The 25,169-nt window shown below is 59.7% G+C and carries 12 protein-coding genes and 5 tRNA genes; 6 read left to right on the top strand and 11 right to left on the bottom strand.

All coding sequences use genetic code 11. The features are described from left to right. Nucleotides 1-3: 3 nt before the first annotated feature. From ACMGF5_RS16090 to ACMGF5_RS16080, 3 genes are read right to left on the bottom strand one after another with little or no spacing between them, the layout of a single operon-like run. Nucleotides 4-3,720 (bottom strand): RHS repeat domain-containing protein, encoded by a 3,717-nt coding sequence (locus ACMGF5_RS16090; protein WP_115275603.1) that lies wholly within the window; start codon nucleotides 3,718-3,720, stop codon nucleotides 4-6. Nucleotides 3,721-3,778: 58 nt separating this feature from the next. After that, nucleotides 3,779-6,595, bottom strand: coding sequence for a hypothetical protein (locus ACMGF5_RS16085; protein ID WP_115275602.1), 2,817 nt, complete (start codon nucleotides 6,593-6,595; stop codon nucleotides 3,779-3,781). A gap of 2 nt (nucleotides 6,596-6,597) precedes the next feature. Then, nucleotides 6,598-9,096 carry a hypothetical protein gene (locus ACMGF5_RS16080; RefSeq protein ID WP_414156963.1) on the bottom strand — a complete coding sequence of 833 codons (2,499 nt, stop codon included), beginning with the start codon at nucleotides 9,094-9,096 and terminating at the stop codon, nucleotides 6,598-6,600. 161 nt (nucleotides 9,097-9,257) lie between these two features. Here ACMGF5_RS16080 and ACMGF5_RS16075 point away from each other — a divergent pair, with 161 nt between their 5' ends. Continuing rightward, the gene (locus ACMGF5_RS16075; protein ID WP_237858433.1) at nucleotides 9,258-10,277 is read left to right on the top strand and encodes an IS30 family transposase; all 1,020 of its coding nucleotides are present in this window, start codon (nucleotides 9,258-9,260) and stop codon (nucleotides 10,275-10,277) included. An 83-nt stretch (nucleotides 10,278-10,360) separates the two neighbouring features. Here the strand turns inward: ACMGF5_RS16075 and ACMGF5_RS16070 are convergent, their stop codons facing one another. Next, nucleotides 10,361-12,157, bottom strand: a complete 1,797-nt coding sequence (locus ACMGF5_RS16070; RefSeq protein ID WP_414156962.1) for a hypothetical protein — start codon at nucleotides 12,155-12,157, stop codon at nucleotides 10,361-10,363. A 303-nt stretch (nucleotides 12,158-12,460) separates the two neighbouring features. On the opposite strand from ACMGF5_RS16070, the gene ACMGF5_RS16065 reads away from it, so the two are divergent. The 4 genes from ACMGF5_RS16065 to ACMGF5_RS16050 all read left to right on the top strand — a co-directional run bounded on the left by ACMGF5_RS16065 (nucleotide 12,461) and on the right by ACMGF5_RS16050 (nucleotide 21,920). Further along, entirely contained in the window at nucleotides 12,461-12,895 is a 435-nt protein-coding gene (locus ACMGF5_RS16065; RefSeq protein ID WP_115275599.1) for a hypothetical protein, read from the top strand. Between the two features lie 27 nt (nucleotides 12,896-12,922). Beyond that, complete coding sequence (locus tag ACMGF5_RS16060; RefSeq protein WP_414156961.1) at nucleotides 12,923-18,004, top strand: RHS repeat domain-containing protein; 5,082 nt, start codon at nucleotides 12,923-12,925, stop codon at nucleotides 18,002-18,004. A gap of 257 nt (nucleotides 18,005-18,261) precedes the next feature. Beyond that, nucleotides 18,262-20,841, top strand: a complete 2,580-nt coding sequence (locus ACMGF5_RS16055) for a fimbria/pilus outer membrane usher protein (protein WP_115275597.1) — start codon at nucleotides 18,262-18,264, stop codon at nucleotides 20,839-20,841. Then, nucleotides 20,838-21,920: a fimbrial protein gene (locus ACMGF5_RS16050; RefSeq protein WP_281868436.1), complete on the top strand. Its 1,083-nt coding sequence runs from the start codon at nucleotides 20,838-20,840 to the stop codon at nucleotides 21,918-21,920. The genes ACMGF5_RS16055 and ACMGF5_RS16050 overlap by 4 nt, the downstream gene beginning before the upstream one ends. A gap of 107 nt (nucleotides 21,921-22,027) precedes the next feature. Here the strand turns inward: ACMGF5_RS16050 and ACMGF5_RS16045 are convergent. The 5 genes from ACMGF5_RS16045 to ACMGF5_RS16025 form a co-directional block, all read right to left on the bottom strand. Further along, nucleotides 22,028-22,103, bottom strand: a tRNA-Gly gene (locus ACMGF5_RS16045). 85 nt (nucleotides 22,104-22,188) lie between these two features. Next, a tRNA-Gly gene (locus ACMGF5_RS16040) sits at nucleotides 22,189-22,264 on the bottom strand. 3 nt (nucleotides 22,265-22,267) lie between these two features. Further along, a tRNA-Glu gene (locus ACMGF5_RS16035) sits at nucleotides 22,268-22,343 on the bottom strand. Between the two features lie 91 nt (nucleotides 22,344-22,434). Then, nucleotides 22,435-22,510 (bottom strand) — tRNA-Gly (locus ACMGF5_RS16030). A gap of 2 nt (nucleotides 22,511-22,512) precedes the next feature. Continuing rightward, nucleotides 22,513-22,588, bottom strand: a tRNA-Glu gene (locus ACMGF5_RS16025). Between the two features lie 318 nt (nucleotides 22,589-22,906). Here ACMGF5_RS16025 and ACMGF5_RS16020 point away from each other — a divergent pair. Then, nucleotides 22,907-23,674, top strand: coding sequence for a hypothetical protein (locus ACMGF5_RS16020; RefSeq protein WP_046786585.1), 768 nt, complete (start codon nucleotides 22,907-22,909; stop codon nucleotides 23,672-23,674). A gap of 93 nt (nucleotides 23,675-23,767) precedes the next feature. Here ACMGF5_RS16020 and ACMGF5_RS16015 read toward each other — a convergent pair whose 3' ends face one another. Next, a complete protein-coding gene (locus tag ACMGF5_RS16015; protein WP_115275595.1) occupies nucleotides 23,768-24,250 on the bottom strand; it encodes a GAF domain-containing protein in 483 nt (160 codons plus the stop codon). After that, nucleotides 24,251-25,138, bottom strand: a complete 888-nt coding sequence (locus ACMGF5_RS16010) for an ATP-binding protein (RefSeq protein ID WP_046786587.1) — start codon at nucleotides 25,136-25,138, stop codon at nucleotides 24,251-24,253. Nucleotides 25,139-25,169: the final 31 nt, after the last annotated feature.

The following is a 25,169-nucleotide window of genomic DNA, read 5'->3' as shown; positions in this document are numbered from 1 at the left end:
CGCTCAAAGGGTTTCCTGCATCGCCAGGCGATCCAGCGGGTCATACGCATAGTTCGCGCTGGCTGTACCGGCCGCCCCGTTGACGCTTTGCAAACGCCCCAGCGCATCGTACGCAAGCGTGCGCCCTTGCTCGTCAAGCACCAGGTTGCCGTCCAGGTCATACTCGAGCGCGACAATAAGCGGCGAATCCTCAAGCCCGCGAATTTCGAAACCAGTCAGCTGTGCAGGATCCAGTTCATTGTCGAACTGATAGCGGGCATCGAGGGTGCCACCGTCAAAACGCGTGCGCACTCGGGAGATATTGTCCAAGGCATCGAAATCGAAGCGCTGGGCCTGGATTTTCTTGCCGTAGGGGTCGACCGGCAGGTATGCGTCTTCGCCCTCACACATGTAATCGGTCAATCTGCCACGCTCGTCGTAGGTGTAAGCCTCCTCTCGCAGCACTCGCCCGTCCTCGGTGAGCGTCTTGCTCACGATCGCATCGAGCGCATCATAAGCCTGCGCCAGCACTTGTTGCGCATCGTCAAAATCAAAGCGGCGCGACGTTTCACGCTCAAACTCATCGTACTCAAGGGTGGTCTGCAAACTGCGAACGCTGCCATCGGCATCACGCGCCTGGGTCATGATCGACCTGTTACGCCCCAGCGAGTCATAGGTGAACGTACTGGTCAGCGTACCCAGGCTGGTTTGTTCGAGTTGGCCCAGCGAATTGTAGGTATAAGACTGAACCTGCCCGAGTACATCGGTGTAACTCAACAGGCGTCCGCCCAGGCTGTGTACATAGGCCATCTCGTAGCGAGCCCCCTGCTGAACTCGCGTCTCCGACCGTACCTGGCCGGTACTGAAATAAGTACGCGAAAGCTCCTCGCCCTGCTCCTTGCAGTACAGCAACCGCGCATTCTGCTTGTCATACTGGTATTGAGCCTCGACCCCCGAGTCAATCACCGTCCGTTGCAAAGGCTCTTCACCCAACTGAGGCAGATATTGGTAACGGATTTTCTGGCCACTGGGTGTGATGACCGATTCAGGCTGACGCATGCCATCGGCATACTGCAGCACGCGCCGGCGACCGCCGGTAATTGATTCGACCATGCGACCCAGGCCGTCGAACACCTGCTCACCCAGCACGCTCTGGGTAGCGCCATCGGGGTGCAGCACCTTGATCAGCACCGGCAAGTCTTCATCGCTGTGACCAGCATACTCACGCACCACCTGCGAGCCATCGGCCAGGGTATGCGTGTGCAAGCGGTCGAACTCATCAAAGGCGAAAGCAGTCTGGGCGGCGCGGCCGTCGATTTCTCGCGCCGTGCGCCCAAGGCCGTCATAAAAGTACTGGTGCAAGCTCTCGCGCGTACCATCCAGGCGCAAACGTTCGACCCGTACCGGCTTTTCGAAAAGATTCTGCCAGGTGACGGTCTTGCCAGTGCGCAACAGGCCGTCCGCCGACTCGCGCCACTGGGTGAGGATCGGCCCTTTCGATTCTGGCGTACCGATCGGGTCGATCTGCTCATGGGTGCGCACGCCGTCGGGGCCGATTTCACAGCTGCGCTGCCCCCAGGCGTCGTATTCGAAGCGGGTGCGCAGCGGCAGATCGTCCAGCGCCAGCCATTCATATTCGGTTTCTTCAAGCAGATTGCCCAAGGCATCGTAGGCAGCGCTGTAGCTCAACCGTGGCGCCTCCTGGGCGGCCATTGTCTGCGCGAAGTCAGGGTCCTGGCGCAACTGGCGAACCACACGATTGAGGCCGTCTACGTAGCTCCAGGTGGTAACCCCTTTGACATCTTTCATGACCTGCACAGCCTGATTTCCCGTGGAGGACAACTGGTAGCTGTATGCGCGCGCGGCTTTGAACTCCTCCATGTTCGGAGCCACCGTTTCCAGCACTACACGCCTGAGCTGGTCGTACTCGTAGGCAATCTGCACTTGGTTTTCATCATAGTTGAGCAGGGGCTCGCCGATCAGCTCCGAGTACTGCAGCGTATTGACCTTTTGCGCCCCGTCGAAGCCGGTCACCGTAGCTTGTGTCTCCACTACCGGGTGCTGATTCACCACCCGTAGGGCATAGCGGTAGTCGGTACGGGTAGGCTTGCCGCCCATGCTCCGCACCTCGCTCAGGCGCCGGCCATGCAGCAGCGGATCGGCCAGCGCCTCGGCGTACTCAATCCCGGTATGGCAGAGGATGGTGCCGTCAATCACACGCACCTGGGTTTCGCTGTCTGGCAAAAGCTGGCCCTTGGCCTGAGCATCGAGTGCGCCCAAGGCGATATAGGTGAAATTTCGGCTCAGCGCCTCTGCCCTCCCCTCACCGTCGGCTGCGGGCACCAGCACCTGTGATTTAAGGGTGCGCACGAAACCTTCCGGGTCGCTCGGACAACCCTCGCTGGCCTCGGCCGGGTAATAGCTATAGCGTGTCTGTACACCATTGGCCTGCACCTCCAGGGTGAGGTTGCCGTGACTGTCGTATTGCGTGGCGGACACTTCAGTACGGCGATCCCTGGAGTTGCCTTGTAACGACCAGGCAGAGGTCACCGTGTTTGGCAACTGGAAGTTGTTCGGCTGGTCTGCGAACCCAGTGTCACTTCGTTCGTGATAGGTCGTTGTGACGGTTTCGATGCAGCCTTGCTGGGTGGTGACCTGCGAGGTCAGCAAGTGAAAGCGATTGAATGTGCGCTCAGTCATACGCAGCGCGGTGCCGTCCTGATACTGACTCGCAGTCGAACTGTAGACAAAGCTGGAACCGGTGAACTTGTACAGGTTGTCCAGCCCGTTGTCCTCCCAGGCCACCCCCGTGCCATTACCAAGGAAGTTGTTGCTACTGAAGGCATACCGCGTTTCGATATCCGGCTGCCCCCCGCCCGGGCTCAGGACATGCCGCTGCACGTACGGCACCGTTCGCCCTTGGCCGCCGGGCAAGGCATGGCCGTCATCCTTGTACTCAATGACTTCGCGTGCACCGACGGGAGTGTGCAGATCAGTCAGGCAGCGCAACTCGCCCACCCGGCGATAAGTGAATGCCCAGCGTGCCTGGTCCGCAGTTGGCAAAACAATCTTGACCAGCTCATCACCCGTGCGCTCCAGGGTGTAGCGTGCGAACGCTTCGGAATCAGGGTTCAGGTCGATCAGCACCCGTGAATGGCTACTGTAATCGATCTTGAGCAAGGTGCGCGGGCGACCGTTGACCTGGGTGTCATCGGTAATGGATGCCAGGCACGGCTCGCCGTTTACCACCTGGTAGGTCAGATTGATGCCGTGCCCGCTCGCTGCCAGCACGCGTACAGGCAAAGCCACCGCAAATGTGGGTGCCTGCGGCTCAAGCAGCTCGATCAAGCCGGACTTGTGGGCGATCCGAAAACACTTGTTCCCTCCCTCGCTGACGTTGTCGAAATGAAAACTGTCGATCTTGCGTTCAGGTATCACGGCCTTTTCGCCAGGGCCATTGTCTGCCACCTTGAAACTCTCACCCGTATGCAAGCTGAGCATGCCGCTACTGACGACAAACTGGCTGAGGTTAAGGCTCCAGCCGACACCGAATCCGGTGTCCTGGCTGTTCAGCGGGTTGTAGCCCAGGCGCAGTGGCAGCGTGGGGCCGCTGAGGTGGTTGGCAGGCAACTCGGGCAGCTCTATCAGTAGTGAATACAACCCGGTTCGCGGGTCGACACTCCCCTGCACGAAGCTGAGAAAATTGAAAGCGTTGGAATGAATAAGGGATTGCGTCGTCATAGGAACACACTCGTTCTGATAGCGGAAAAAAGTCGCCCCGCCAAGGGGCGACAAACACTTACTGAAGTTCAAGCGTCAGTGTGTTTCGGCCATCGGCTCCGCCGCCAAAAGTGGCCTTGAGCCGGTGCGCAATGCCAAAGTTGTCGATCAGGGTGAACAACAATGGCTTGTCCAGCACTTCACGGTATTTCTTGCCGCCTGTGTCGTACCAGTAGTTCAGGTTGGGCGCCCGATCCAGGCTTAACAGCAGGCTGCCTTCGGCGACGTCTTCCTGCCCCTTGAAGCCGTAATCCAGTTCCTTGAAATTCACCAAGGACTCTTTCGCCAACAACTGCAACTCAGCCTGATACTCGATGCCCGTAGACGCAGGTACCGCACCCGGGTAACGGCGTGGCTTGAAGGCGAAGCCGGTGTACGTGCAATACGACTCCTTGAGCAGTTCGCTTTCCCACCTGATCATCGAGGCGTGATCGAAACGAGCGCTGGCAAACTGCACGTCCCTGGCGCTGATCACCCAGTAATCGGTGGTGTAGTGCCAATAGTTGAAGGTATCCAGCGGCTGGCCGTGATCCGAACCCATTCGGCTGGCCACACGTTTTGCCACCATCGAGTAGTTGCTGATGCTCGGTGCCGGTACACGCACCCCTTCAAGTTGCACGACCCCCTTGGTTTCGTCCTTTTCCTGCGAGTAGTGCCAGCCATTGGAATGGTCCTGGAACTTGGCCTTGAACTTACTGACTTCCGCCTCCAGGCAATGTACATAGACAGTCACCGTGCGCCTGGCATCAGCGGGCGTGCGCAATGGCACCTGCGCAGCCGGGGTGCTGCCGGTGGGCAAGTAGTCGAAGCGATTGCGAACCTTGCTGACCGCCCATTTCCTCGGGGAACCGGTTTCGTCCGGGTCAAGCCCTTCGCACCCGGGACTCAGATAATCGACTTCAGTGCCATCCTCATGCAGGATCACCAGCGTCGAGAGTTCCAGATCACTCACTGGGTCCCAGACCACACCCTCATCGCCCTCGAACGAGTTGGTTTCGATCAGAATGTCGATACCGACCTGCTGCAGCCCATTGGCCAGCACCCGGTTGCGGTTGGCGTTGTTGAGCGAAATTTCGAACCTGTTGAGCGTCTTCCAGCGCGCCCGCAGGCTGGCCACTTGTTGTGGCCTGTTAGGCTGGTGCTCGATAACGGCAAAACCGGAATGTATGCCAGCGATACCGGCGACCACGCTGACTTCGCCCGCGTCGCTTTCAGGCGCCGTGTACGCGCCGGTGGCCGAGTCGATCTCGCCGGCACCGAACAGTACCCACCGGTCAGCGGGGTAGTCGGCCAAAGTGAACGTCTGCATCCCGCTCGGTGGCATCGTGCTCACATGAAACGGTTCAACCTTCAGCACTGGGGCACGGTTGAGTATCACCACAGTGGCATAACCACTCTCGGCGCCGCAGCTGACCTTGATACGCTGCAGCACGACCTGGGCCGCCCCCGCCTGGTCCTTGGGCACAAAGTGGGCGATGCGCGGGTCGGCAGGGTCGGGCTGCAAGATGCCATGCTCCCCCCCCTCGAGCGACCATTGCACCCCTTCACTCTGGGACGCATTCAGCTTGATCGCAGCGTCTCCCTCGCCCCAAAGCACCACCCTGGGTGATATGGCCAAGGGGTCGCTGGACTCGACCACCAAGGCCGTACTGGTCTTGTTGCCCGTTTCGCCGGCAACGTGTGCAGTGACCACCACCACTTGTTGATGGCTGACGAACTCGTTCAGCGCTGAGGCGGTATAGCGGCCTTCGACGACCTCACCGCAGGCTCGCGGATGAAGCAGGTTGCGCGCCGACCATGCACCGGCGGGTGTTCCCTTGAGTTGGTAATTGACCTGGCGCGAGGCCGCGACACTGCTCAGGGCAGGTTGCAGGTCTGCGCTTTGCGCAGTGGCCCCGATGTCACCGAACAGAATTGCATCATGCGCAACATGCTCTTCGGCCATGCTCACCTGATAAGCCTGCACCAGCATTATCCGCGCCAGCGTGTTTTCGGCACGCCGGCTCAACAGTGACGCCCGCATGCGGTCTACCAGCAAGGCAGCGTTGTAGTTGCCGCCCCCGTCATCCAGCGCGGGCAACAGGTAGGGCAGCGCAGAAGGAACGTCCCCCCGGGCAGCACTGCCGCGCAGTTGCATCAACAGCAGCACTGCACCATCGTCTTCGGGTGAGGCGCCACTGCCGCCGCCCTCAGGTGCTTTCTGGGTCACGACATCGAAGCTCTCTATCGCCGTCGCGTCATAACCCAGCAAGTCGAGTGTCAGCACAGGCAGTACCCACTCAGTGCGTTGCTGATCTAGTTGCTGCTTGATGAAGTCTCCCATCGCACGGCTGGCGATCTCGGACGAGGCCAGATTACAGGTAGGCTCGGTGACAGTGCTCAGGTCCAGGATCAACTGGCTCTGGCTGGAAAAGGGTATGGGAATCACCCTCAACACCGCCTGCATCTGCAACTGGTAACCCATGCCCTGCATCAATACATGACTTCGACGCAGCCAGGCTGGCACCCCGGAATGCTGAGCGATCGCATGGCAGGTACCGGCGATCAACTCCATGCTGACGGTGACGTGCGCCGTTCTACCGCTGGCATGCTTGAACGACAGTTGCGGGGGGCCGAGCATGAGGTTGTCGAACACGACCTTCTCGGTACGATTCTCCATGAAGTACTCGCCGCTGATCGGCAAGGTAAAATCCTGCGTCGCGAAAGCATCGACAAATTGTGTCTGGAGCAACTGATTGAAGCGCTCACGCCCGATGGCCAGGATTGCGCCCCAGCCATGCAACACACTCCCTTTTTCCAGTTCATCGAGCAGGTTTTGTTTGGAGTTGGCAGCCATGATCAGCTCCTCCTTTGAGTGCTGTGCACCTGGACATGTTCGACCAGTTCGATGTGGGTCTGCTCGTAGGGCATGGGCAGCACTGCGTAGTCCCATAGAGGGAGCCGCGTGGAAGTCTTGTCAAACGCGGCAACGATGATGTAGTCACCTTCCGCACCCGGCGTGTAGATCCCTGTCGTTGACAGATCGCCCTCGCCCTTGACCAGAAACCACTGCGTGTCCGCAGGCGGTATCTCCACATCGCCCTCGTCCCAACTTTGTACCCACAAGGCCAGTTTGAGGGTATTGTCCGTTTGCGCAGTGACCCTTATCTCGGCAGTGGTGGTTGTCCACGGAATAACCACATCCATGGCCTCTGTGTGTGCCCCCGAGCTCACGGTGACCGTGTCCAGCTGCATCAGAAAATCGACTGTACCGGAAGCCCCCGGCTGTCTGGTTGGGGCGACGTAGATACGCGTTTCCTTGTCCACCGGAATGTCCAGGTCCGAATCTTCAGCGCCCGGTAACCGCAGGGTGCCTTTGGAGCCCGGCTTCATCGCCCAGCTCAACGGAGCGCCCAGGCTGCCGCCGACCACAACGTAACGGGATGGTTTGGCAGGCGACTGGTCAGAGAATTGGCCGCTGAGCATGAAGGGGAAAACCGAAACGCCCTGCGGCACGACGGTCACCAACGCCCGGCTGACCTGATCACCGGCCGTTGCGGTAACGATGACCCGCTTGGACGTCCCCGTGATCGCGTCGCTTGCCGGCGCGGTGTAAACACCGTTGGCAATGGTGCCCTTGTCCCCTGACTCACCTGGCAGGTGATCGAGGCTCCAGGCCACAGCTGCACCAGGAAGTGGCGCCAGCCTAAAGGTCTGTGTGGTGCCCGCAGAAAGCGTGGCTTCCAGCGGTTCGACGGCGAATGCGGTGAGCTTCGGTGCCAAAGTACCCAGCAATGACAGGTCGCCAGGTACCTGCAGGTTCCGAGGCTCAGCGATTTGCTCGCCACGGAACAGCAAACCGTTCAACCGCAGCACATCGATAGACGCGCCTGCCGACGCAACCGCCGTAACCACCTGATCGAACGCGTTTTTGAAAGAAGTTTTGAAAAGGTCTTGGGCTGTTTTGAATACTTCTTCCAACCACACGAATTGCCGACCGTCGTATTGAGCCAGAGCAACATCGATCTGTTGTTCTTTTTTCACCACTTTGACACGGCCTTTGTGCTCGCCAGCGGTCTCGAGTTCAAGTGCAAAGTTTTGCCGACACGTATAGTCAATCACCACCGGATATTTGACTGCCAGACTGCCATTGCCCCCATTGGCTCTCCAGACAAATTCGTCAGACTCCAGAACCGGGTGGCCATCTTCAGACGGCGGCCATTGGCCTTTCCACTCCAGCACAATAACGCCGCCCTTTGAAGCAAGCGTCATGTTCACCGAGGTCCTCAGCAAATCAAACCGCCATGCTTTGAAGCCATCGATGCGCCTGGCGGTAATTGCACCGTCCAACCCTTCATACAAAGGAGGCGTTGAAAAACGGTGTGTCTGCTCGGGGCTTGTAAGGGTGAGCCCCGGCCAAGTCAGCTGGGTAATGAAACCCGCCTGCGACTCATACTCCGGTTGCTCGTTTTCATAACCCGGGACTTTCTTGAACATCTGGGCAAGCACCTGTTTGCTCCAGACATCGTTGCCCACCAGCAGGTTCATCGTGAACGGATCCGAGGAACCCGACTCCGGCAACAAGTACGGCATGTCCTCGTCCCGGGTTGGGAAGTCGCCCCCCCGTGCACCATTGAACGCGACGCCGACCACCACTGCGCCCTCGTCCAGCTCAGCCGGATCACTGCTGACGATCGATTGCCCAGCCTTGGCCAACGAATGGGTACGCACCGCAAAAGACGTGGGTTTGAGTTCGCCCTCGACAGGCTTGAGAGTGTTCAAGTCCCACACCCGCTCCTCGGCCGGTAGCGCTGCGAAGGCGCGCTGAATGGCGCTGCCGACCTTTTCGTTCAAGTCTTTCCAACTCGACACTTCGAAGGTGTAAGCCGAACCCTGGGAGAGGTCCAAGGTCACTCGCCCTTCATCCGTGATCGTACCGTTATTACTTTGATTGAGGTTGATGTTCATGCGTACAGCCGGGGCGCTCAACGGATCGAGCCGCGAAAGCCCTACCAGTTCTGTTTGACCACTGCCGGGCGTTCTGCGCAGTTGTTTGAACTTGCCCCCCGACACGTGCATGCTTAAACGGGCAGCCGAACTACTGATGTTGGAATTGACGAACGACAGGCTGGGCTTGTCCAGCGTCAACTCAGAAATATCCGTCCAGCTGCCGCCCTCCGTTTCCACCCGCAGGCTGATCGGTTTCAACCAGTGACTGCCATCAAACCGTTCGATATGTTCTTGCGCCAACAGCATGTTGGTTTTAAACCGGTCATAAACCAGCAAGGCGCCCCACCCTTTCGTGCGGGGTTCGACGCTCAGGTAAGACAAATACTCTTCGAGTGTGGGCTTGGCCATTTAATGTATCTCCAGACAATCGAGTCTTCATTAACAGGCGAGCGACACCTGTCCTCAGGCCATGTAAATGCCTAAAGAAAACAGGTACGACGCACGTTGTTGGGTATCCGCAGACGCGGCGGTCTCAGTGACCAAGTGCAACACCCGAGGTAAGGTGCTGCATGACTACTCACTACACCCACTTGACCATCGAAGAGCGCGTAACGCTAATGATCATGCGTATGCAAGGCGCCTCGCTGCGAGCCATCGCCCAAGTTCTTGGGCGCCAACCCAGCACGCTGAGTCGAGAGGTGCGGCGCCAGTCGCAGCCTGGGCACTATGACGCCAGCACTGCCGGTGCTCGAGCCCGTGCCCTCAGACACGTCCCGAGGCGCAGCAAGCTTCTTGCCCCTGGTTCTGAACTGTTCCAGGTCGTACACAGCATGTTGGCCAAGGGCTGGTCTCCTCAGCAAATTGCCGCCAGACTCAAGGACTACTGGCCTGATAATCCTGAGCGGCATGTGAGTCACGAAACGATCTACCTGACAATCTATGCATACCCACGCGGCGAGCTTAAGCGTCAACTCATTGGTTACCTGCGCCAGGGCGGCAGCAAGCGGCGTACTCGCAGCACTGCGCCAGCTCGGCGCGAGCGCTATCCAGCTGAACAGAATATTCGCTACCGGCCTGAAGAGGTCGAAGGTCGACAAGTGCCAGGTCATTGGGAAAGCGACCTGATCATGGGCGCGAACAATCGCTCGGCAGTAGCGACGATGGTCGAGCGCACGAGCCGTTTCGTGATCCTGGCCAAGTTGGATGCGCCCACCGCAGACGCCGCGCTAGAGGGGATGACGCGAGAACTTTCGCGTATGGCACCGGCGCTGCTGAAAACCATGACCCATGACCAAGGCAGCGAGATGGCCAAGCATCAAGAGCTGACAGCTCGTACGGGAATGAAGATCTACTTCGCTGACCCGCACAGCCCTTGGCAAAGAGGCAGCAACGAGAACACGAACGGCCTGCTCCGGCAGTACTTACCCAAGGGCACCGATTTGTCGCTGGTTAGCCAGGAGCGGCTGGACGAGATTGCCGACTTGCTCAACACCCGACCTCGTCAGACATTGGGCTGGAAATTCCCTGTTGAAGTGTTGACGGATCATCTGCAACTGCTGGCAACCAATCGGCTCAACACTATCAACTGAGTGTTGCACTTGGAACCTGAGGCCGCCCGCCCTTAATGGCGCAGTAGCAATGCGTTGGCCACAGGGCGGTCGGTCAGTTGGTTCTAGCGGTTCAACGTCAGTGTGATACTTCTAAACGGCGTGAAATAAACGCCGCCGTCAAAACTGAGCCGTGGCGAAATGGTAAAACTTTCGCCCATTGTCAACCCTTCCAGAAATGCCTTGGGCAACTTCGCCCTTACGCCGTTCTCGGCTTGCTCGGCAGTGACAGGAGCGCTGTCCAGAATCACCTCTTCGACCTCGCCCGTCGCGGTCACGCCACTGACCGCAACTGTCAGCAATTGGCCCTGCTTACCGAACAGCCAAGTGCCCAACGCCAGGTCGGCCCCCGCTGCCGGTACCTTCGCCAGAGAGAGCCCACCTGCATCGGCCTGCGTGCAGGTAATCTGTGGGTAGCTGGTGCTGGGCACCGGCGTAATCCGAAGGTTGTAGGGCGCCGAGTCGACTTGGCCGGTAGCACCGATCAGCCGGTAAAACACCTGAAAGCGCCTGGACTCGTCCTTTTCGCCGCGCCCAAAATTGGCTGGCACATAGTCTTTGGGAATGAAGAAGCGAAGCGGGTTGGCCGGGCTGACCGGCTCCTTGGCTATGTACTGGCCTAGCGCTGACTGGCCCATCCAGTGCACCTCGGCAAGCTCCCCTGGGGCCAGCGTGTCTGCAGGCACTACGACGTAAACCCCGTCCTTGGCTTCAAGGCCGGGGATGCGGCCAGCATCAGCCGGGCCTTCTGGAATGGCACCCCTTACATCGGCGGCAGGCAGCGACCGTATCAATGCCACAGTCACCTGAAGCTCACTCGAGCTCAAGTTGCCTCCCTTACGTCCATACAGGTAACTCAATCGCACACTGCTACCGGCGTTTTGCATCACATTCTCGACGGGCACTCGAAAAAAAAGCGAGCCGGCAGCCAGGCTGCTGGGATCGACCCGCGCCGCCTGGACCAAATCACCCGCCGGGCTGCGCCAATGCAGGACAACATGGTCAGACACCTGCATACCTGGATACGCCGGCGCCGCAATGGCCAAACCATTGCGAAACTGTGTCGGGTCCAGAGGGTCACCTTCGCTGTGGCCCTCGATGCGCGGGGCAGCGAGCAGGTCGGGCAACGTTGCCTTCGAGTCGATTTCCCAGCGCTGCAGAGGCGAATCGACACTACCACCGTCCACCAGGTCAATGCGGTAGAAGCCTTCCATGTAGCCTTTTTCCAAGAAACCGAACCAGTTTTTGGGCACATCGGCAGACAATGGAATCTTGTCGAAATGGTCTTTTGTCACGGTCAGCGTACGCGACCAAACGCTATCCTCCACTCCGTCCTCGTCATACCCCACCAGTTGCAGCGTGATCGTGTCATCTACCTGCATGGCCTGATACGGTGCAACCAGCATCGTAATTGCCCCACCGGCGGGCAAGGCACCTGGCTGAAGTGTCAAGCCATGTGACGGCAAGGCATGCAGCACCGAAAGGGTTTCCGGTTCGGTCCGTGCGCGCAGCCCTACGTAACAGAACTTACGCAGGGACTCCTGCCCATCGTTGACCTGATAAGAGTAGAACGCCCAACCCCCTTCGGCGGCACGGAGCCTGTCGTTGCGGATAGTGACCTCAAGCCCATTGGCCACATCCTCCGGGCCAACTTGAAGCTGCGCTGTAACATCATCAAACGCCTCGCCGGACGGGCTGGCACCCACCCAACGGGGCCGAACAAAGTCTCCATCTTGCATACCGGTATATTTAATGTAGGTCATCAGGTTCCGGCCACCCAATGCCGTCAGATCAACTTCATCATATTCATTCAAATCAGGAACTTCTGGTTCCTCGAGCAATGCTCTGTGCTGCGCACTCATGTTTAACGACCTCGGATTAAAGACGGTGGATACCCAACCGTGGTAATGGCTGAATAACGCCGTTGACGGTTGATAAATAATGAAGGCGTTACCCCCTGCCCACCGTGTACCGCCTGCGACTGATCTGAACTCAGTTATAAACCGCCCTGAATAAGCCGGACAACTGGCAAAACTACTAGGTGCGCCTTAAGGCCAACTCTCCTAGCCTTTGATCAGGCTTTACAGGCCCTGCGCGCGAACCTGCGCTGACATTGGCGACTCACACCCAGATGAGTGAAGCGCTTAACCAATGAGGTTTCTGTCATGACACATGAAAATACTCCGCTTCAATCAGGGGTCATTATCGTTACCGATCCCGACCAGGATTCCCGGGCACTCAACATCCCTGTAATTACCAAGGGCGGCACCTTCACACTTGACCTGACAAGCGGCGACACTCGACTTGGCACACCGCGCAAAATTCAAATGGACGACATACCGTCTGCATCACTGATCACCTTGTATTCCAGAAATATGAAGGCGGGTGAACCCGAATGGAGTTTGCGCTTGAAAACCACGCACCATACGGCACGCTTGAACAATCAGGATGTTGATTATTTCTTCAACACCTATATTGCCAACGACTTTATCAAAGAGGGTTTGGGTATCGTCGTAGAGGGCAAAAGCACGGGTACAGTCAAGCGCGACACCCTCGGCAAAGTGGTCGTTGTAACTTCACCTACCCCCCCCACCCGCTGAGCTGAGTGGTTTCACGAGGAACACGGTATGTCTTTGCATTCCAATGCGTTCAACTTCATGAGTTTCGTTCAAGGCAGCGTCGATCCACGCACCGGCCAATATACGCTCGGTATCGATTTGCCGGAGCTCAACGCCAACGCGCTGTGCGGCCCCAACCTGCCCCTGCAACTGGGTTTCAACCCCCTGAACGAACGCAACACCGGCTTTGGCATCGGCTGGAGCTTGAAACTGACCAGGTTCAGCGTGCCCAACGGCATGCTTGACTTGCACACCGGCGAGAGCTTCCATGTCGCCGACAATGGCCCGGGAGAAACCGCCGTTATCACGGAGCGCAAGCTGGAAAGCTTCCAGTTCCGCAATATCAGCGAGGGGGAAAAAAAACGCTTTCGCATCGCGCACAAGTCTGGGCTCACCGAGATCCTTGAGCCACAGGCCCCCAACTTTGAAGTGGCCCTGCCGGTTCGAGTGCTGGCGCCTTCGGGGCATGGTATCGACCTGCTTTACACCCCGGTCAATGGCCAGCCTTGCCTGGCGACGATCCGAGACGACAGCCAGCGCACCCTGCTGAACATCGACTACGGCCGCAACGACCAGGTATTGCTGGACCTGCAACCAGAGACTGACGCCCGAGCCCGGTTCAGCCTGGGCCTGCAAGGCGACCAACTGATCAGTATGACTTTGCCCGGTGCCGATCAGGCCAGATGGGAGTTCAGCTATCGAGCCATCGGCGGGTCGTACTACCTGACCCGCTTGAGCAACCCGGTAGGTGGTGTCGAGACAGTGACTTACAAGGAAGACGGCCACGCGCTTCCCGGGGTTGCACAAACACTGCCCTATGCCGCCGAACATGTTCTCCAGCCCGATCCGCTGGATGAAACAACCCACATGAAAAACACCTACACCTTCAGCAGCAACAACTTTCTGGGCAACGGCGCGGGCGTCACCTGGACCGAAGGCGGCGAAGACAACCTCTACAAATCGACACAGGCCGGCTTCAGCTACGAATCCACGGCAAGCCACTACCTTGATGGCCAGGTACTGCGCACCGTCAAGCGCAGTTTCAACCGTTTCCATCTGATGACCGAACAGGTCACCACCCAGCAAGGCTGCATCGAAACCGTCAGCACCACCTATCACGAACTGGCCAATCGGCAATTCGCAGACCAGCCGAATTATTTCCAGTTGCCGCACAAGGTCACCAAGACCTTCACCCTGGAAGGCAACTCGCAAGACCGTCGCGATGAAACCCAGCTAACCCGCTATGACGCCAGCGGCAATCTGGTTGAAGAAATTCAGGCCAACGGCATGCGCACCGTGCGCGAGTACTATCCCAAGGAGCAAAGCGACGGCTGCCCGGCAGACCCGGAAGGTTTCGTGCGTAACCTCAAGTGCGAGACGGTCTACCCGGCCCCGGTTGATGATGACACGCTGCCAGCAGCCCCGATCAAACGTAATCGTTACCGCTATGTGCAGCTGCCCGGCCTGCGCCAGAGCACTTACAACGCGCTGCCTGATGGCTGGCTCGCGCTCGAGCAGGAAGACACCTTCGCGGTCACCCCCGAGCAGGGCGAGGAACATGAGACGCTGTTGCACAGCAATCATCGTACTTACTTGAACATGCCTGAAAAGCCACTTCTGCACGGCCGAATCGATCAGCATCAGTTCAGCATGAATGGTGTTTCGGCGGGCCGCCGCTGGCGCTATGAGTTGATCAATGACCCTGCAGGGCAACCTACCTGGATGCAGACCCGGGAGACCTACAGTGCGCCGTGCGGCACCCTGGAGGCCACCACTCGTTCGGCACAGTCGATCCTCAGTGGCCAACTGGTCGAAGAGCAAGACACCCTGGGCGTGGTCAACCGCTATCAATACGATGTGCTCAATCGCGTCGTGGAGCACACCACAGCGCCAGACGAACCGGCATACAAGGCGACCCGCCGCTTTGCCTATCCGCGTCTGAGCGAAGACGGCCGCACACGCACCTGCGAAGAAGTCATCGATGCCAAAGGAGTGCTCACGCGCATCGTCTACGACGGCCAGAACCGGCAGATCAGGGAAGAGCGTGAGGTCAGTGCCCCGGGCAACCCGCAACAGCGCCTCCAGTACACTGTGTCACAACAGCGCTATGACTCGGTGGGCCGCCTGATCGGCGAAACCTTCTACGACTACCCGCCTGACATCGTCGGTACTCAGGCGCTAGCGCCAGATGTGACCCGCAACTACAGCTATGGTTACGACGGCTGGGGCGCGCGCAGCGAGGTGCTTCGCCCAGATGGCATCAAGGAGGTGACGCACGCAACTCCTTTCGGTGACGGTGGCGATCTTGTCACTCGCTGGCGCGAGAGCCCGGATGCACCGGGGGTCAAGCAACAGCTACAAGTCAGCCAACTCAATGCCTTCAATAAACCGGTCTTCGAGTATCGCCAGCTCGAGCGGGGCGACCAGCCAGCCATTCAGGCGGGCCGCACGGACTTCGTGTATGACGGGCTTGGCCGCTGTATCAAAGACACGTTCAGTTTCACTGAGAGCAGCACCCAGGCAGCACGACGCGTCACCGAATACGTCTACGACGTTTGGGGGCGTATGGCCGAGACCGTGCGCCCGGACGGCACCGCACTGATCCGTCATTTTGCCCCGCAGAGCACCGGCGAGCTGACCACCTCGCTGCAGGTGCGCAAGGCGGGCGCCAGCGACAGCCAGACGGTTTGCGAGCGAGCGTTCGACGGCCTGGATCGCTTGGCCAAACTCAAAGTAGGCCCGCGGGTAGAAGAATACACCTACCACGGCACAACCCAGCTGGTGGAAAAACGCACCGCCTACACCCTCCAGAGCACCGCCAAGGGCATGCGCAAGCGGGTGATCGGCTATCAGTACTTACCGCAGTTGACCGCGCAACCCACTCACGTGAACGCCAGTATCGAAATGGATGAGCAGGTACTGACCAACAGCACTCTGCAAGCCAATTTTGCATACGAACCGCTGAGCGCAGACATTTCCACTGCTGGCAACAGCAATGGGAGCCGCGAATACCAGTATTCCGATCAGGGCTACCTGGCAGCAGAATCCTGGAAGGTCGCCGGCCAGCTCAAGCATCGCAGCGACTACCGCTACTCGCTGCAAGGCCAAATCAGGGCCCTCGAGCACTCCGATGTCCACGACAGCATCTATGGCCATGACGCATTGGGCCGGGTCACCAGCATCGAGCAGGGCACCCTGCAAGCGGCGTTCGAATACAATAGCCAAGGTTTGCTCGCCTGTACCACCACCCGCGACAGCGCCAATGCCGAGCGCCATGTGCAGTGCACGCAGGACTATGACTCGCTGGGACGCGAGGTAAAACGAACCCTGAGCGCAACCGGCAGTGAAATACAGGTCATCACCCTGACCTGGCTGGACAACGACATGCTGCAAAACCGCACCCTGGAACGCGGTGGTAAAGAGGTACGTAAGGAAACCTTCGAATACGATGAGCTCGACCGCCTGGTCGCGCACTACTGTGAAGGGGAGGCACTGCCGTGCAATGCCAAGGGGCGGCCGATCAGCAGCCAGCTGTTCCGCTTCGATGAGCTGGACAACCTCACCCGCTGCCAAACCGTATTTGCCGATGGCAACACCGACAGGGCTGACTTTACTTATGCCTCCGATGGCAGTTTCAAACTGTCAGGAGTCAAGCATCGGCTGCTTGAGGATTACCCCGAAGAGCAAGCCTTCGACTACGACGAACTCGGCAACATGCTCAATGACGAGCAAGGACGCAAGCTGGAGTACGACGCCCTCGGCCGCCTGCAACGAGTGCTGGATGCCGACGGGCTGACGCCTCTGGTCGAATACCAGTACGATGGCCATAATGTGCTGGTGGGCTCGCTGCACCGTGGCACCCGGCAGGACGCCCGCCGCTTCCTGGGCCAACAACTGCAGTGCACCTCGCAAGACGGTGTGCTCACACAGTACCTGTATGGCGCAAACCAACCCTTGGGGGTACAGCGCTACCCTACAGATCCCGCCGCCACGCAACTGCTGCTAAGCGACCTGCCCGGCAGCGTCATCGGCGAATGCGATGCTGACGGCACCCGCCATGCAGACTATAGTGCCTACGGCGAACGGCCTGAAGACAACGGCATGCGCAGCCTCCTGGCATTCAATGGCGAAGCCCGCGAGGAGGTACTTGGCTGGTACCTGTTAGGCAGCGGCTATCGCGCCTACAACCCCGCGCTGATGCGTTTCCACAGCCCGGACTCGTTTAGCCCCGAAGAGTCGGGAGTCAACCCCTACCTGTATGCCCTGGGCAACCCAGTCAACTGGCGCGACCCAACCGGGCACCGCTCTGAGGGCGTTTCGCCGCATCGCGATCCCCCCTCGTATGTCGACCCGCCCGAGAAGCCGAAGACGCCGTGGAGCGCATGGTTGGGGGTGGGCATCGCCGCTTTGATGCTGGGCGTATCAGTAATCACGATGCCTTGGACGGCACCGGCGAGCATCGGTATCACCCTCGGTTATATTGCAGGAATAGGCGGAGTAGCTGCCAACGCAGCGGCGCTAGGCATTCAAGCCTACTTGACGGCGACCAACGACGATAATGCCAACTTGGGCTACATCGCCTATGGGCTCAGCTTTCTGGGCGGCTTCGTCGGGGGTGTGGGGATCAATAGCGTCCGCGCTGCACTGCGCACAGCCAGGGCCGCCCAATCCGCGAAGGCGATGGCCGGTTATCAGGCGGCGAAAAAGGCCTTCTTCAAGAATGTCGACGACTTCCAACCCCCCAAGAACACAAATTCGCAGCAGTCGCCGCGAAATCCACCGCCCATGTCCAGCCAGGGGCCCCAGCAGTCCAGCCAGGGGCCCCAGCACCGCAATTCGTCAAGTTCGCCAGACAACTTTGAAGGGCCGGGTCCGCAGACCAATGAAAACCATCAGTCGCCCCCACATACCCCTCCAAGCTCTCGCAGGAATCCGCAGTCGAACAACTCTCAAAAGGGTGGCGGTTCCAATACCGTTCTCGAATCAGTGCCGCCCAGTCCATGGAGACCGATTCCGGCTGACCTTACCTTAGTAGGTCTAGGTCAAAAAATAGCCTGGAGAAATAACGGCACGGAGTGGAGGATCGAATAGAGTTAACAAAAGCGTTAACTGATATGAACTCCCGCTGCGCATTGCGGCGGGAGTTCATTGCATTACGTGGACGACTCCACCGCAAAGCAAAGACCTTTCCTACATCCCACCTCCCCGCGCCAGCCTAACCTAGCGCCCTCGAACACGCTGTACCCAGGCCCTGATGCGGCCGGTACGCCGCTGCTCAACCCACGCACCACACATCGCTCACCGACCGCGCCCAGGCATTGATCGGTAGCGCAGTTCAGGACCCTCCCATGCTCCAATTTGACCGGCGCAGGCCTCTGCCGTCGCGCCTGCGCTTCGCCCTGCAACCGCCATTGATGGGCGGTTGCCTGACCCTGGTGCTGAGCGCCCCCTCTCTTGCCGCCGACCTTCCTGCACAGTTCCAGGCAGGCTTCATGCGCCAACCCCCTGGCCAGGCGGCAGAAGCCGGTGCGCTCGCGCTGCAGACACTGGCGGCCCAGACGCCGCTGACAGCAGGGCGCTATCGCGTGGCACTGCTGGTCAACCTCACGCCCGTCGAAGAACGCGAGATCGAATTCCATGAGGCCACCCAAGGTACAGGCCTGCAAGCCTGCCTGACCAGCGAACTGTTGCGCACTCTGAACCTGCGTGAACAGGCACTGGAAACGCCCCTGCCCGACGACGATCGCTGTGTCGACCTGCCAGCGCTGATCCCGCAAGCGAGCGTCGATTTCGACCCGTCGCAACTGCGCTTGTCGCTGTCCATTCCACAGATCGCCCTGCGCCAGGACCGCTCGGGCAACGTGCCGCAGGAGCGTTGGGATACTGGGATCAATGCTGCCTTCGTCAACTACCAGGCGTCTGCCCAGCACAGCACCAGACGCGACGGGCGCAACTCCAGCAGCCAGGACCTTTACCTGAGCAGCGGGCTCAACCTGGGGCCCTGGCGCCTACGCAGCCAGCAGGCCTTGCGCGAGAATGAAGAAGGCCTGCGCCGCTGGACACGCACCGACACCTACGCACAGCGCGACCTGCCCGGCCTGTATGCCAACCTCACGCTGGGTGAGACTTTTACCAGCGGCGAGGTATTTCGCACCTTTGCCTTCTCCGGTGCACGCCTGGCCTCGGACCAGGGCATGCTGTCCGACACCATGCGCCAATACGCTCCGGTAATCCGCGGTGTCGCACAGAGCCGGGCCAAGGTCGAAGTGCTGCGCAGCGGGTTTGCAATCTACTCGACCTACGTCGCGCCCGGGCCCTATGAAATCGATGACCTGAGTGTCGGCTCCGGCAACGGTGAGCTGGAAGTCGTGGTCACGGAAAGCGATGGCCAGGTCAGCCGTTTCATCCAGCCCTATTCATCGCTGGGCAGCCTGTTGCGTGAAGGCGTCTGGCACTACACCGCCACAGCCGGCAACTACAATGGCGCGAAGCACCTCGACAACCCGCGCTTCTGGCAGGGCACGCTGGCCCGCGGCGGCGCCTGGAACACCACCCTCTACGGCGGCGTGCTCGCCAGCGACCATTACCGCGCCACAGCACTGGGCATGGCCCGTGACTTTGGCGAGCTGGGCGCGCTGTCACTGGATGCCACCCAAGCCAATACAGACTTGGGAAGCACGCTTGGCCGCGTCCAGGGGCAAAGTTATAGCCTGCGCTATGGCAAGAGCTTCCAGACCCGCACCAGCTTGCGCTTTGCAGGCTACCGCTATTCCACCGAGGGCTATCGCGACTTTGACGAGTCCGTTCAGCAGCGCTATGCCGATGCTCGGTTTGCAGGCAGCCGGCGCAGCCGGGTCGAAGCCTCGATGTACCAGAACCTTGGGCGCAGCAGCTCACTGAGCCTGACGCTGTCCCAGGAAGACTACTGGCGCAGCGACTATCAGCGCCGCCAGTACCAGCTGCAGTACAACACACGCGTGGACAAACTGGCGATCAACCTGTTCGCCTCTCAATCGCTTAGCGCGCGCAATACCAACAGCCGCTTGTTCGGGGTAAGCCTGAGCCTGCCGCTTGATTTCGGCCGCCGCCCGCACACCGCCTCGTTCAGCCTGCAACATTCCGACGGCAAGCACAGCGAGCGGGCGAGCCTGCAGGGCGGCCTGCTGGATGATCGTCTCAGCTACCATGCTTCGCTCGCCAGCGACCAGAACAACCGCCAGAGCGGCGCTGTGGCGCTCGCGTATCAAGGCAGCCAAGGCAGCTTTGGCGTGGGTTACAGCGAAGCAAACGACCAACGCAGCCTGTCGCTGAACGCCAGCGGTGCGCTGCTGGTACATGCCGACGGCATCGCCTTGGGCAGCTACCTGGGCGAGAACCCTGCCCTGGTCCATGTTCCCAACGTCGCCAACGTCGGTGTGCAGAATGCGTCCTCGGCACGCACCGATGAGCAGGGCTATCTGCTGGTCTCACACCTGAACCCCTACCGGATCAATTCACTGGTGCTGGACACCGACCAGCTATCACCCGAAGTGGTCATCGACAATGCCAGCCAACAAGTGGTGCCTCGCCGGGGCGCAGTGATCAAAGCCCGTTTCGATGCACGCAAAGTGGTGCGCATGGTCCTTACCCTGCAGCAGCCCGACGGCCGGCCGCTGCCGTTCGGCGCTCAGGTCAGCGATACCCACGGCCAGGCACTGGGTGTGGTCGGCCAAGCCGGACAAACACTGCTGGCCACCACCGAACCCGGCCAGCAGCAGTTGCAGGTGCACTGGGGCGACATCGAAATCCAGAAATGCCATGTGACGCTGGATGCACGCACGATGCCGGTCAGCGACGGCTATCGCATGCAAACGATCGATTGCCTACCGCACTCAGCTGACGACACCGACCCGGCTTCCGCCAACGCCCCACAGGGACACACCTCATGACCTCATCTTGCCGCAGCCACCTGCGCCCACTCGCCTTGATCCTGTGCAACCTGGCGCTCGGCCTGGCGTCCACCAGCGCCCACGGCAGCTGCGCATTTGCCGCTGGCGGCCCCACCTACCTGACCTTTCAAAAAGACCTGGGCACGTTCTGGGTCCCGCGCGACGCCCCGGTCGGAGCACTCATCGGCAAAGCCAACCTGTTCGCCCGCAATGAACAGGGCACTACGCTGCAATGCTTCTATAATCCCGTCACCCCGGTGACCGCCAGGCTTCTCAACACTGCACCGTTGTTCAGCGGCAGCCTGCCACCGGTCGACGGCAAAAACGTCGATGGCCATGTGCTGCAAACCAACATCCCGGGCGTGGGTGTCTACATCGATATGGGCATCCCGTACAATGGCGCTAGTAGCAACAGCTTCACACCGGACGACGGCACTGCCATTCCCTACTCCGGGGCCATGACCCAAGATACTGTGTTCGCCGCGCAACTGAGCGCGGTCAACGGCCAAGCGCTGTTCATCAAGACCGGTGATATTGACCCAGGCCCGCAGCGGGTCAGTGGAGAGATGTTCCATGGCTTTGTCCACGACCTGGGCAAGGTGCTGGATTATCGGCTAACAGCGACGGTCAATCGCGCACAGTGCACCCTCAAAGCCGATGCGGTCAGTGCCGACCCCGTCCTGCTGGGCGATCACAAGGTAGATGACTTCAAGGGCGTCGGCACGCACACGCCGGCCACCCCCTTCAATATCACCCTCAACGATTGCCAGGACAACAGTACGCCGGGCGCCAAACGCGCAGATATCTACCTGCAACTCGACGGTGTCCGAGGATCCAGCGCCATTGACCCCGACCAAGGTCTGTTCAGCCTGACCACCACCTCGGATGCTGCAGGCATCGGTATCCAGATTCTACGCGGCGACGGCTCACCGATGCCCTTGGAGGCCGACCAATTGGTCAAAGAGCTTGACGTCGGCCTGACCCGCCTGGACTTTCAGGCACGCTACGTTCAGACCGCCCCAACGGTTAAACCTGGTGTGGCCGAAGGCGCCTTGAATTTCACCATCACTTACCGCTGAGCACGGCATCGCCCCTGCTCCAGGGGCATCGGCGTACTCACGCCGTCCATGGCAAAAAATCCAGACGCAAAAAAAGGGACCAGAGGTCCCTTTTTTCGTCTTACATTTGGAGCGGGAAACGAGACTCGAACTCGCGACCCCGACCTTGGCAAGGTCGTGCTCTACCAACTGAGCTATTCCCGCATTGTGAAGCTTTACCGCTGTCGGCGCGAAGCGTCTTGACGACCTTCACCACCACTGCACCGCATAGACGCCACAGTATTTAAACTGGAGCGGGAAACGAGACTCGAACTCGCGACCCCGACCTTGGCAAGGTCGTGCTCTACCAACTGAGCTATTCCCGCAAATGGCGTCCCCTAGGGGACTCGAACCCCTGTTACCGCCGTGAAAGGGCGGTGTCCTAGGCCACTAGACGAAGGGGACACACAACACTTTTCAGTGCACCAGATTTGAACCTCACGATTCACCCTGGGTTTTCTTTTCCTGCCCCGCCGTGAGGCGCTGCAGGAGAAACTGGAGCGGGAAACGAGACTCGAACTCGCGACCCCGACCTTGGCAAGGTCGTGCTCTACCAACTGAGCTATTCCCGCAATGGCGTCCCCTAGGGGACTCGAACCCCTGTTACCGCCGTGAAAGGGCGGTGTCCTAGGCCACTAGACGAAGGGGACACGCTACAAGCATTACTGCCTGCTTTCACTTCCTGCCGCGTTTCGCTTTGTGCTTTACGCTGCAAGTGGCGCGCATTCTATGGATGCCTTGAAAGGTCGTCAACCCTTTTCTAGAAATTTATTTAAATCAATGACTTCGCTCTCTATATAGGCTGCTCGAAAGGCGTGCCCAAGGATTGGCGTTGATTTTCTGGCGGGCTGAACGCAAAGTGCCATCACTGGAGAAATCCGGCGACGAGCCGACACAGAGTCACGTGGCGCCCTGGCTGGCCTGTTCGCTACACTCTCAATGTAAAACTTCCTGATGAGGCGTTAACGGTGACACCACTTCTGATCACACTGCTCATCGTTGCGGGTATCGCGTTGCTGATCGTGATCGGCTACCTCAACAACGTGGTCGAGAACAGCAAACTGGAGCGCGCGCGGCTGAAGATCGAACTCGCCGACCGCGTACGCCGCTGTGGCGAAATCACCGAGACCTTCCCCGGCCAGTTCATGACCCCGGCGCTCAAGCTGTTGCTCACGCGCCTGGAGCTCAACCTCGATCAGCGGCAACTGGCGCTGGACAAGAACAATGCCGAACTCAAAGCACGCATCGCCGAACTGGAAGGCCTGGTTGCCCAAGGCGAGCGAATCCCGGTGAACAACCCGCCCACCCCGATCCTGACCGAGGCCAAAGCCAAGGATGTGCGCTTCTTGCTGGAGGCTTTACACACGCAGATCGTCAAGGCCACCCAGGAGAACGTCCTGCAAACGACCGAGGGCAAGCATTGGGTAAAGGAGATTCGCCACCTGCTGGTGCTGCTGCACATCGAGTTCTTCAACAACCTGGGCCAGCAGGCGTTGCAGCAAGAGCAACCAGGCCAGGCGCGCCTGGCGTTCGAGCGCGGTGTGCAGTATTTGCGCAAACAGCCTGAACCCAAGGTATATGAAGAGCAGCTGACCTACCTGGAGAAACTGCTGGCCCGGGCCAATGCCCAGGTGCTGGACCAGATGGAGCCGGCCGAGAATGACGAAAACGCACTGACCCAAGGGCTCAAGACAGACCAGGAAGAAACCTGGAAAAAGCGGGTCATCTACGATTGATGTGAACAACGCCGGCAAGCCACAGATACAGCGCAGCCCCTGTAGGAGCCGGCTTGCCGGCGATGGGCTGCGCAGCAGCCCTGATAACGCAGGCTAGCAGTCGGTCAACTCCAGGAAGACCGCCGCCAGCCGCTCCAACCCCCGCTGGTCCGCTTCACTGAAGCGCGCCAGCTTCGGGCTGTCCAAATCGAGCACACCAATCAGCCTGCCCTCCTTCACCAGCGGAATCACCAACTCACTATTGGATGCGCTGTCACAGGCAATATGCCCCGGGAAGGCGTGCACGTCTTCCACCCGCTGGGTCTGCCGAGTGGCCGCCGCCGCACCGCACACGCCGCGGCTGAACGGAATGCGCACACAAGCCACCTGGCCCTGGAACGGGCCCAGCACCAGCTCTCCATTACGGTTGAGGTAGAACCCGGCCCAGTTCAGGTCGTCCACCTGGTTGTACAAAAACGCCGAAAACTGCGCGGCATTGGCGATGAAGTCACGCTCGTCGGCGAACAGCGCCTGCACTTGCGCAGCCAGCAGGTCGTAGCCATCGAGGCCGGCGCCACTGGCATTGAGGTCGATCATTTATTTCTGCTCCAACAATTGCAGCCCCACCCAATAACGGGCGAACTGGTAGGCACAACGGCCATTACGGTTGCCGCGGCCGGTAGCCCAGCGCACGGCGAGGATGTCGAGTGCTTCGTCACGCTGCCAGGCCAGGCCGGCAGAGCGCGCCAGCTGGCCTATCCAGTGCTCGACCACATCGAGGAAATGCTCCTGGGTGAAGGGGTAAAACGACAGCCACAGGCCAAAACGGTCGGACAAGGCGATCTTGTCTTCCACCGCCTCGCTGGGGTGCAGTTCGCCGTCGACGCGCTTCCAGTTTTCGTTGTCACTCTCTTTTTCCGGCACCAGGTGGCGGCGGTTGGAGGTGGCGTACAACAACACGTTGTCCGGCGCCTGCTCCAGCGAGCCGTCGAGCACGCTCTTGAGCACCCGGTAGTCGCCCTCCCCGGCTTCGAACGACAGGTCGTCGCAGAACAGGACAAAACGTTGCGGCAGCTTCTGCAGTTGCTCGACCACACGCGGCAAATCAGCCAGATGGTCACGCTCGATCTCGATCAGGCGCAGGCCGGCTGCGGCGTGCTCGGCCAGCAGCGCGCGCACCAGCGACGATTTGCCCGTACCACGCGATCCCCACAGCAGCGCATGGTTGGCCGGCAGGCCATTGATGAACTGATGGGTATTGCGGCCCAGCTGGTCACGTTGCTTGTCGACGCCGATCAGGTCGGTCAGCCGGATGTCCAGGCTCACTTGCAGCGGCATCAAGTAGCCGGTACGGCCATCGCGCTGCCAGCGGGCGGCCAGCGTAGTGTTCCAGTCGATGTCCGCACGCGGTGCCGGCAACAGCGGCTCAAGGCGCGCCAGCACGGACTCTGCGCGTTCCAGAAAAGCATTCAAGCGGGCGTCCATGACGACTCCTAGCAAGACAGGTGAGATTTGA

Source organism: Pseudomonas sp. BNK-15 (assembly GCF_047456105.1).
Taxonomy (GTDB): Bacteria; Pseudomonadota; Gammaproteobacteria; order Pseudomonadales; family Pseudomonadaceae; genus Aquipseudomonas; species Aquipseudomonas putida_E.
Note: the sequence above shows the minus strand (reverse complement) of the source record. Positions and strands in the feature narration are given on the sequence as shown.

Coding starts and splice junctions, on each gene's coding strand:
- ACMGF5_RS16065 (WP_115275599.1), top strand. CDS start 12,461: ATGACACATGAAAATACTCCGCTTCAATCAGGGGTCATTATCGTTACC.
- ACMGF5_RS16075 (WP_237858433.1), top strand. CDS start 9,258: ATGACTACTCACTACACCCACTTGACCATCGAAGAGCGCGTAACGCTA.
- ACMGF5_RS16010 (WP_046786587.1), bottom strand. CDS start 25,138: ATGGACGCCCGCTTGAATGCTTTTCTGGAACGCGCAGAGTCCGTGCTG.
- ACMGF5_RS16090 (WP_115275603.1), bottom strand. CDS start 3,720: ATGACGACGCAATCCCTTATTCATTCCAACGCTTTCAATTTTCTCAGC.
- ACMGF5_RS16080 (WP_414156963.1), bottom strand. CDS start 9,096: ATGGCCAAGCCCACACTCGAAGAGTATTTGTCTTACCTGAGCGTCGAA.
- ACMGF5_RS16070 (WP_414156962.1), bottom strand. CDS start 12,157: ATGAGTGCGCAGCACAGAGCATTGCTCGAGGAACCAGAAGTTCCTGAT.
- ACMGF5_RS16085 (WP_115275602.1), bottom strand. CDS start 6,595: ATGGCTGCCAACTCCAAACAAAACCTGCTCGATGAACTGGAAAAAGGG.
- ACMGF5_RS16050 (WP_281868436.1), top strand. CDS start 20,838: ATGACCTCATCTTGCCGCAGCCACCTGCGCCCACTCGCCTTGATCCTG.
- ACMGF5_RS16060 (WP_414156961.1), top strand. CDS start 12,923: ATGTCTTTGCATTCCAATGCGTTCAACTTCATGAGTTTCGTTCAAGGC.
- ACMGF5_RS16055 (WP_115275597.1), top strand. CDS start 18,262: ATGCTCCAATTTGACCGGCGCAGGCCTCTGCCGTCGCGCCTGCGCTTC.
- ACMGF5_RS16015 (WP_115275595.1), bottom strand. CDS start 24,250: ATGATCGACCTCAATGCCAGTGGCGCCGGCCTCGATGGCTACGACCTG.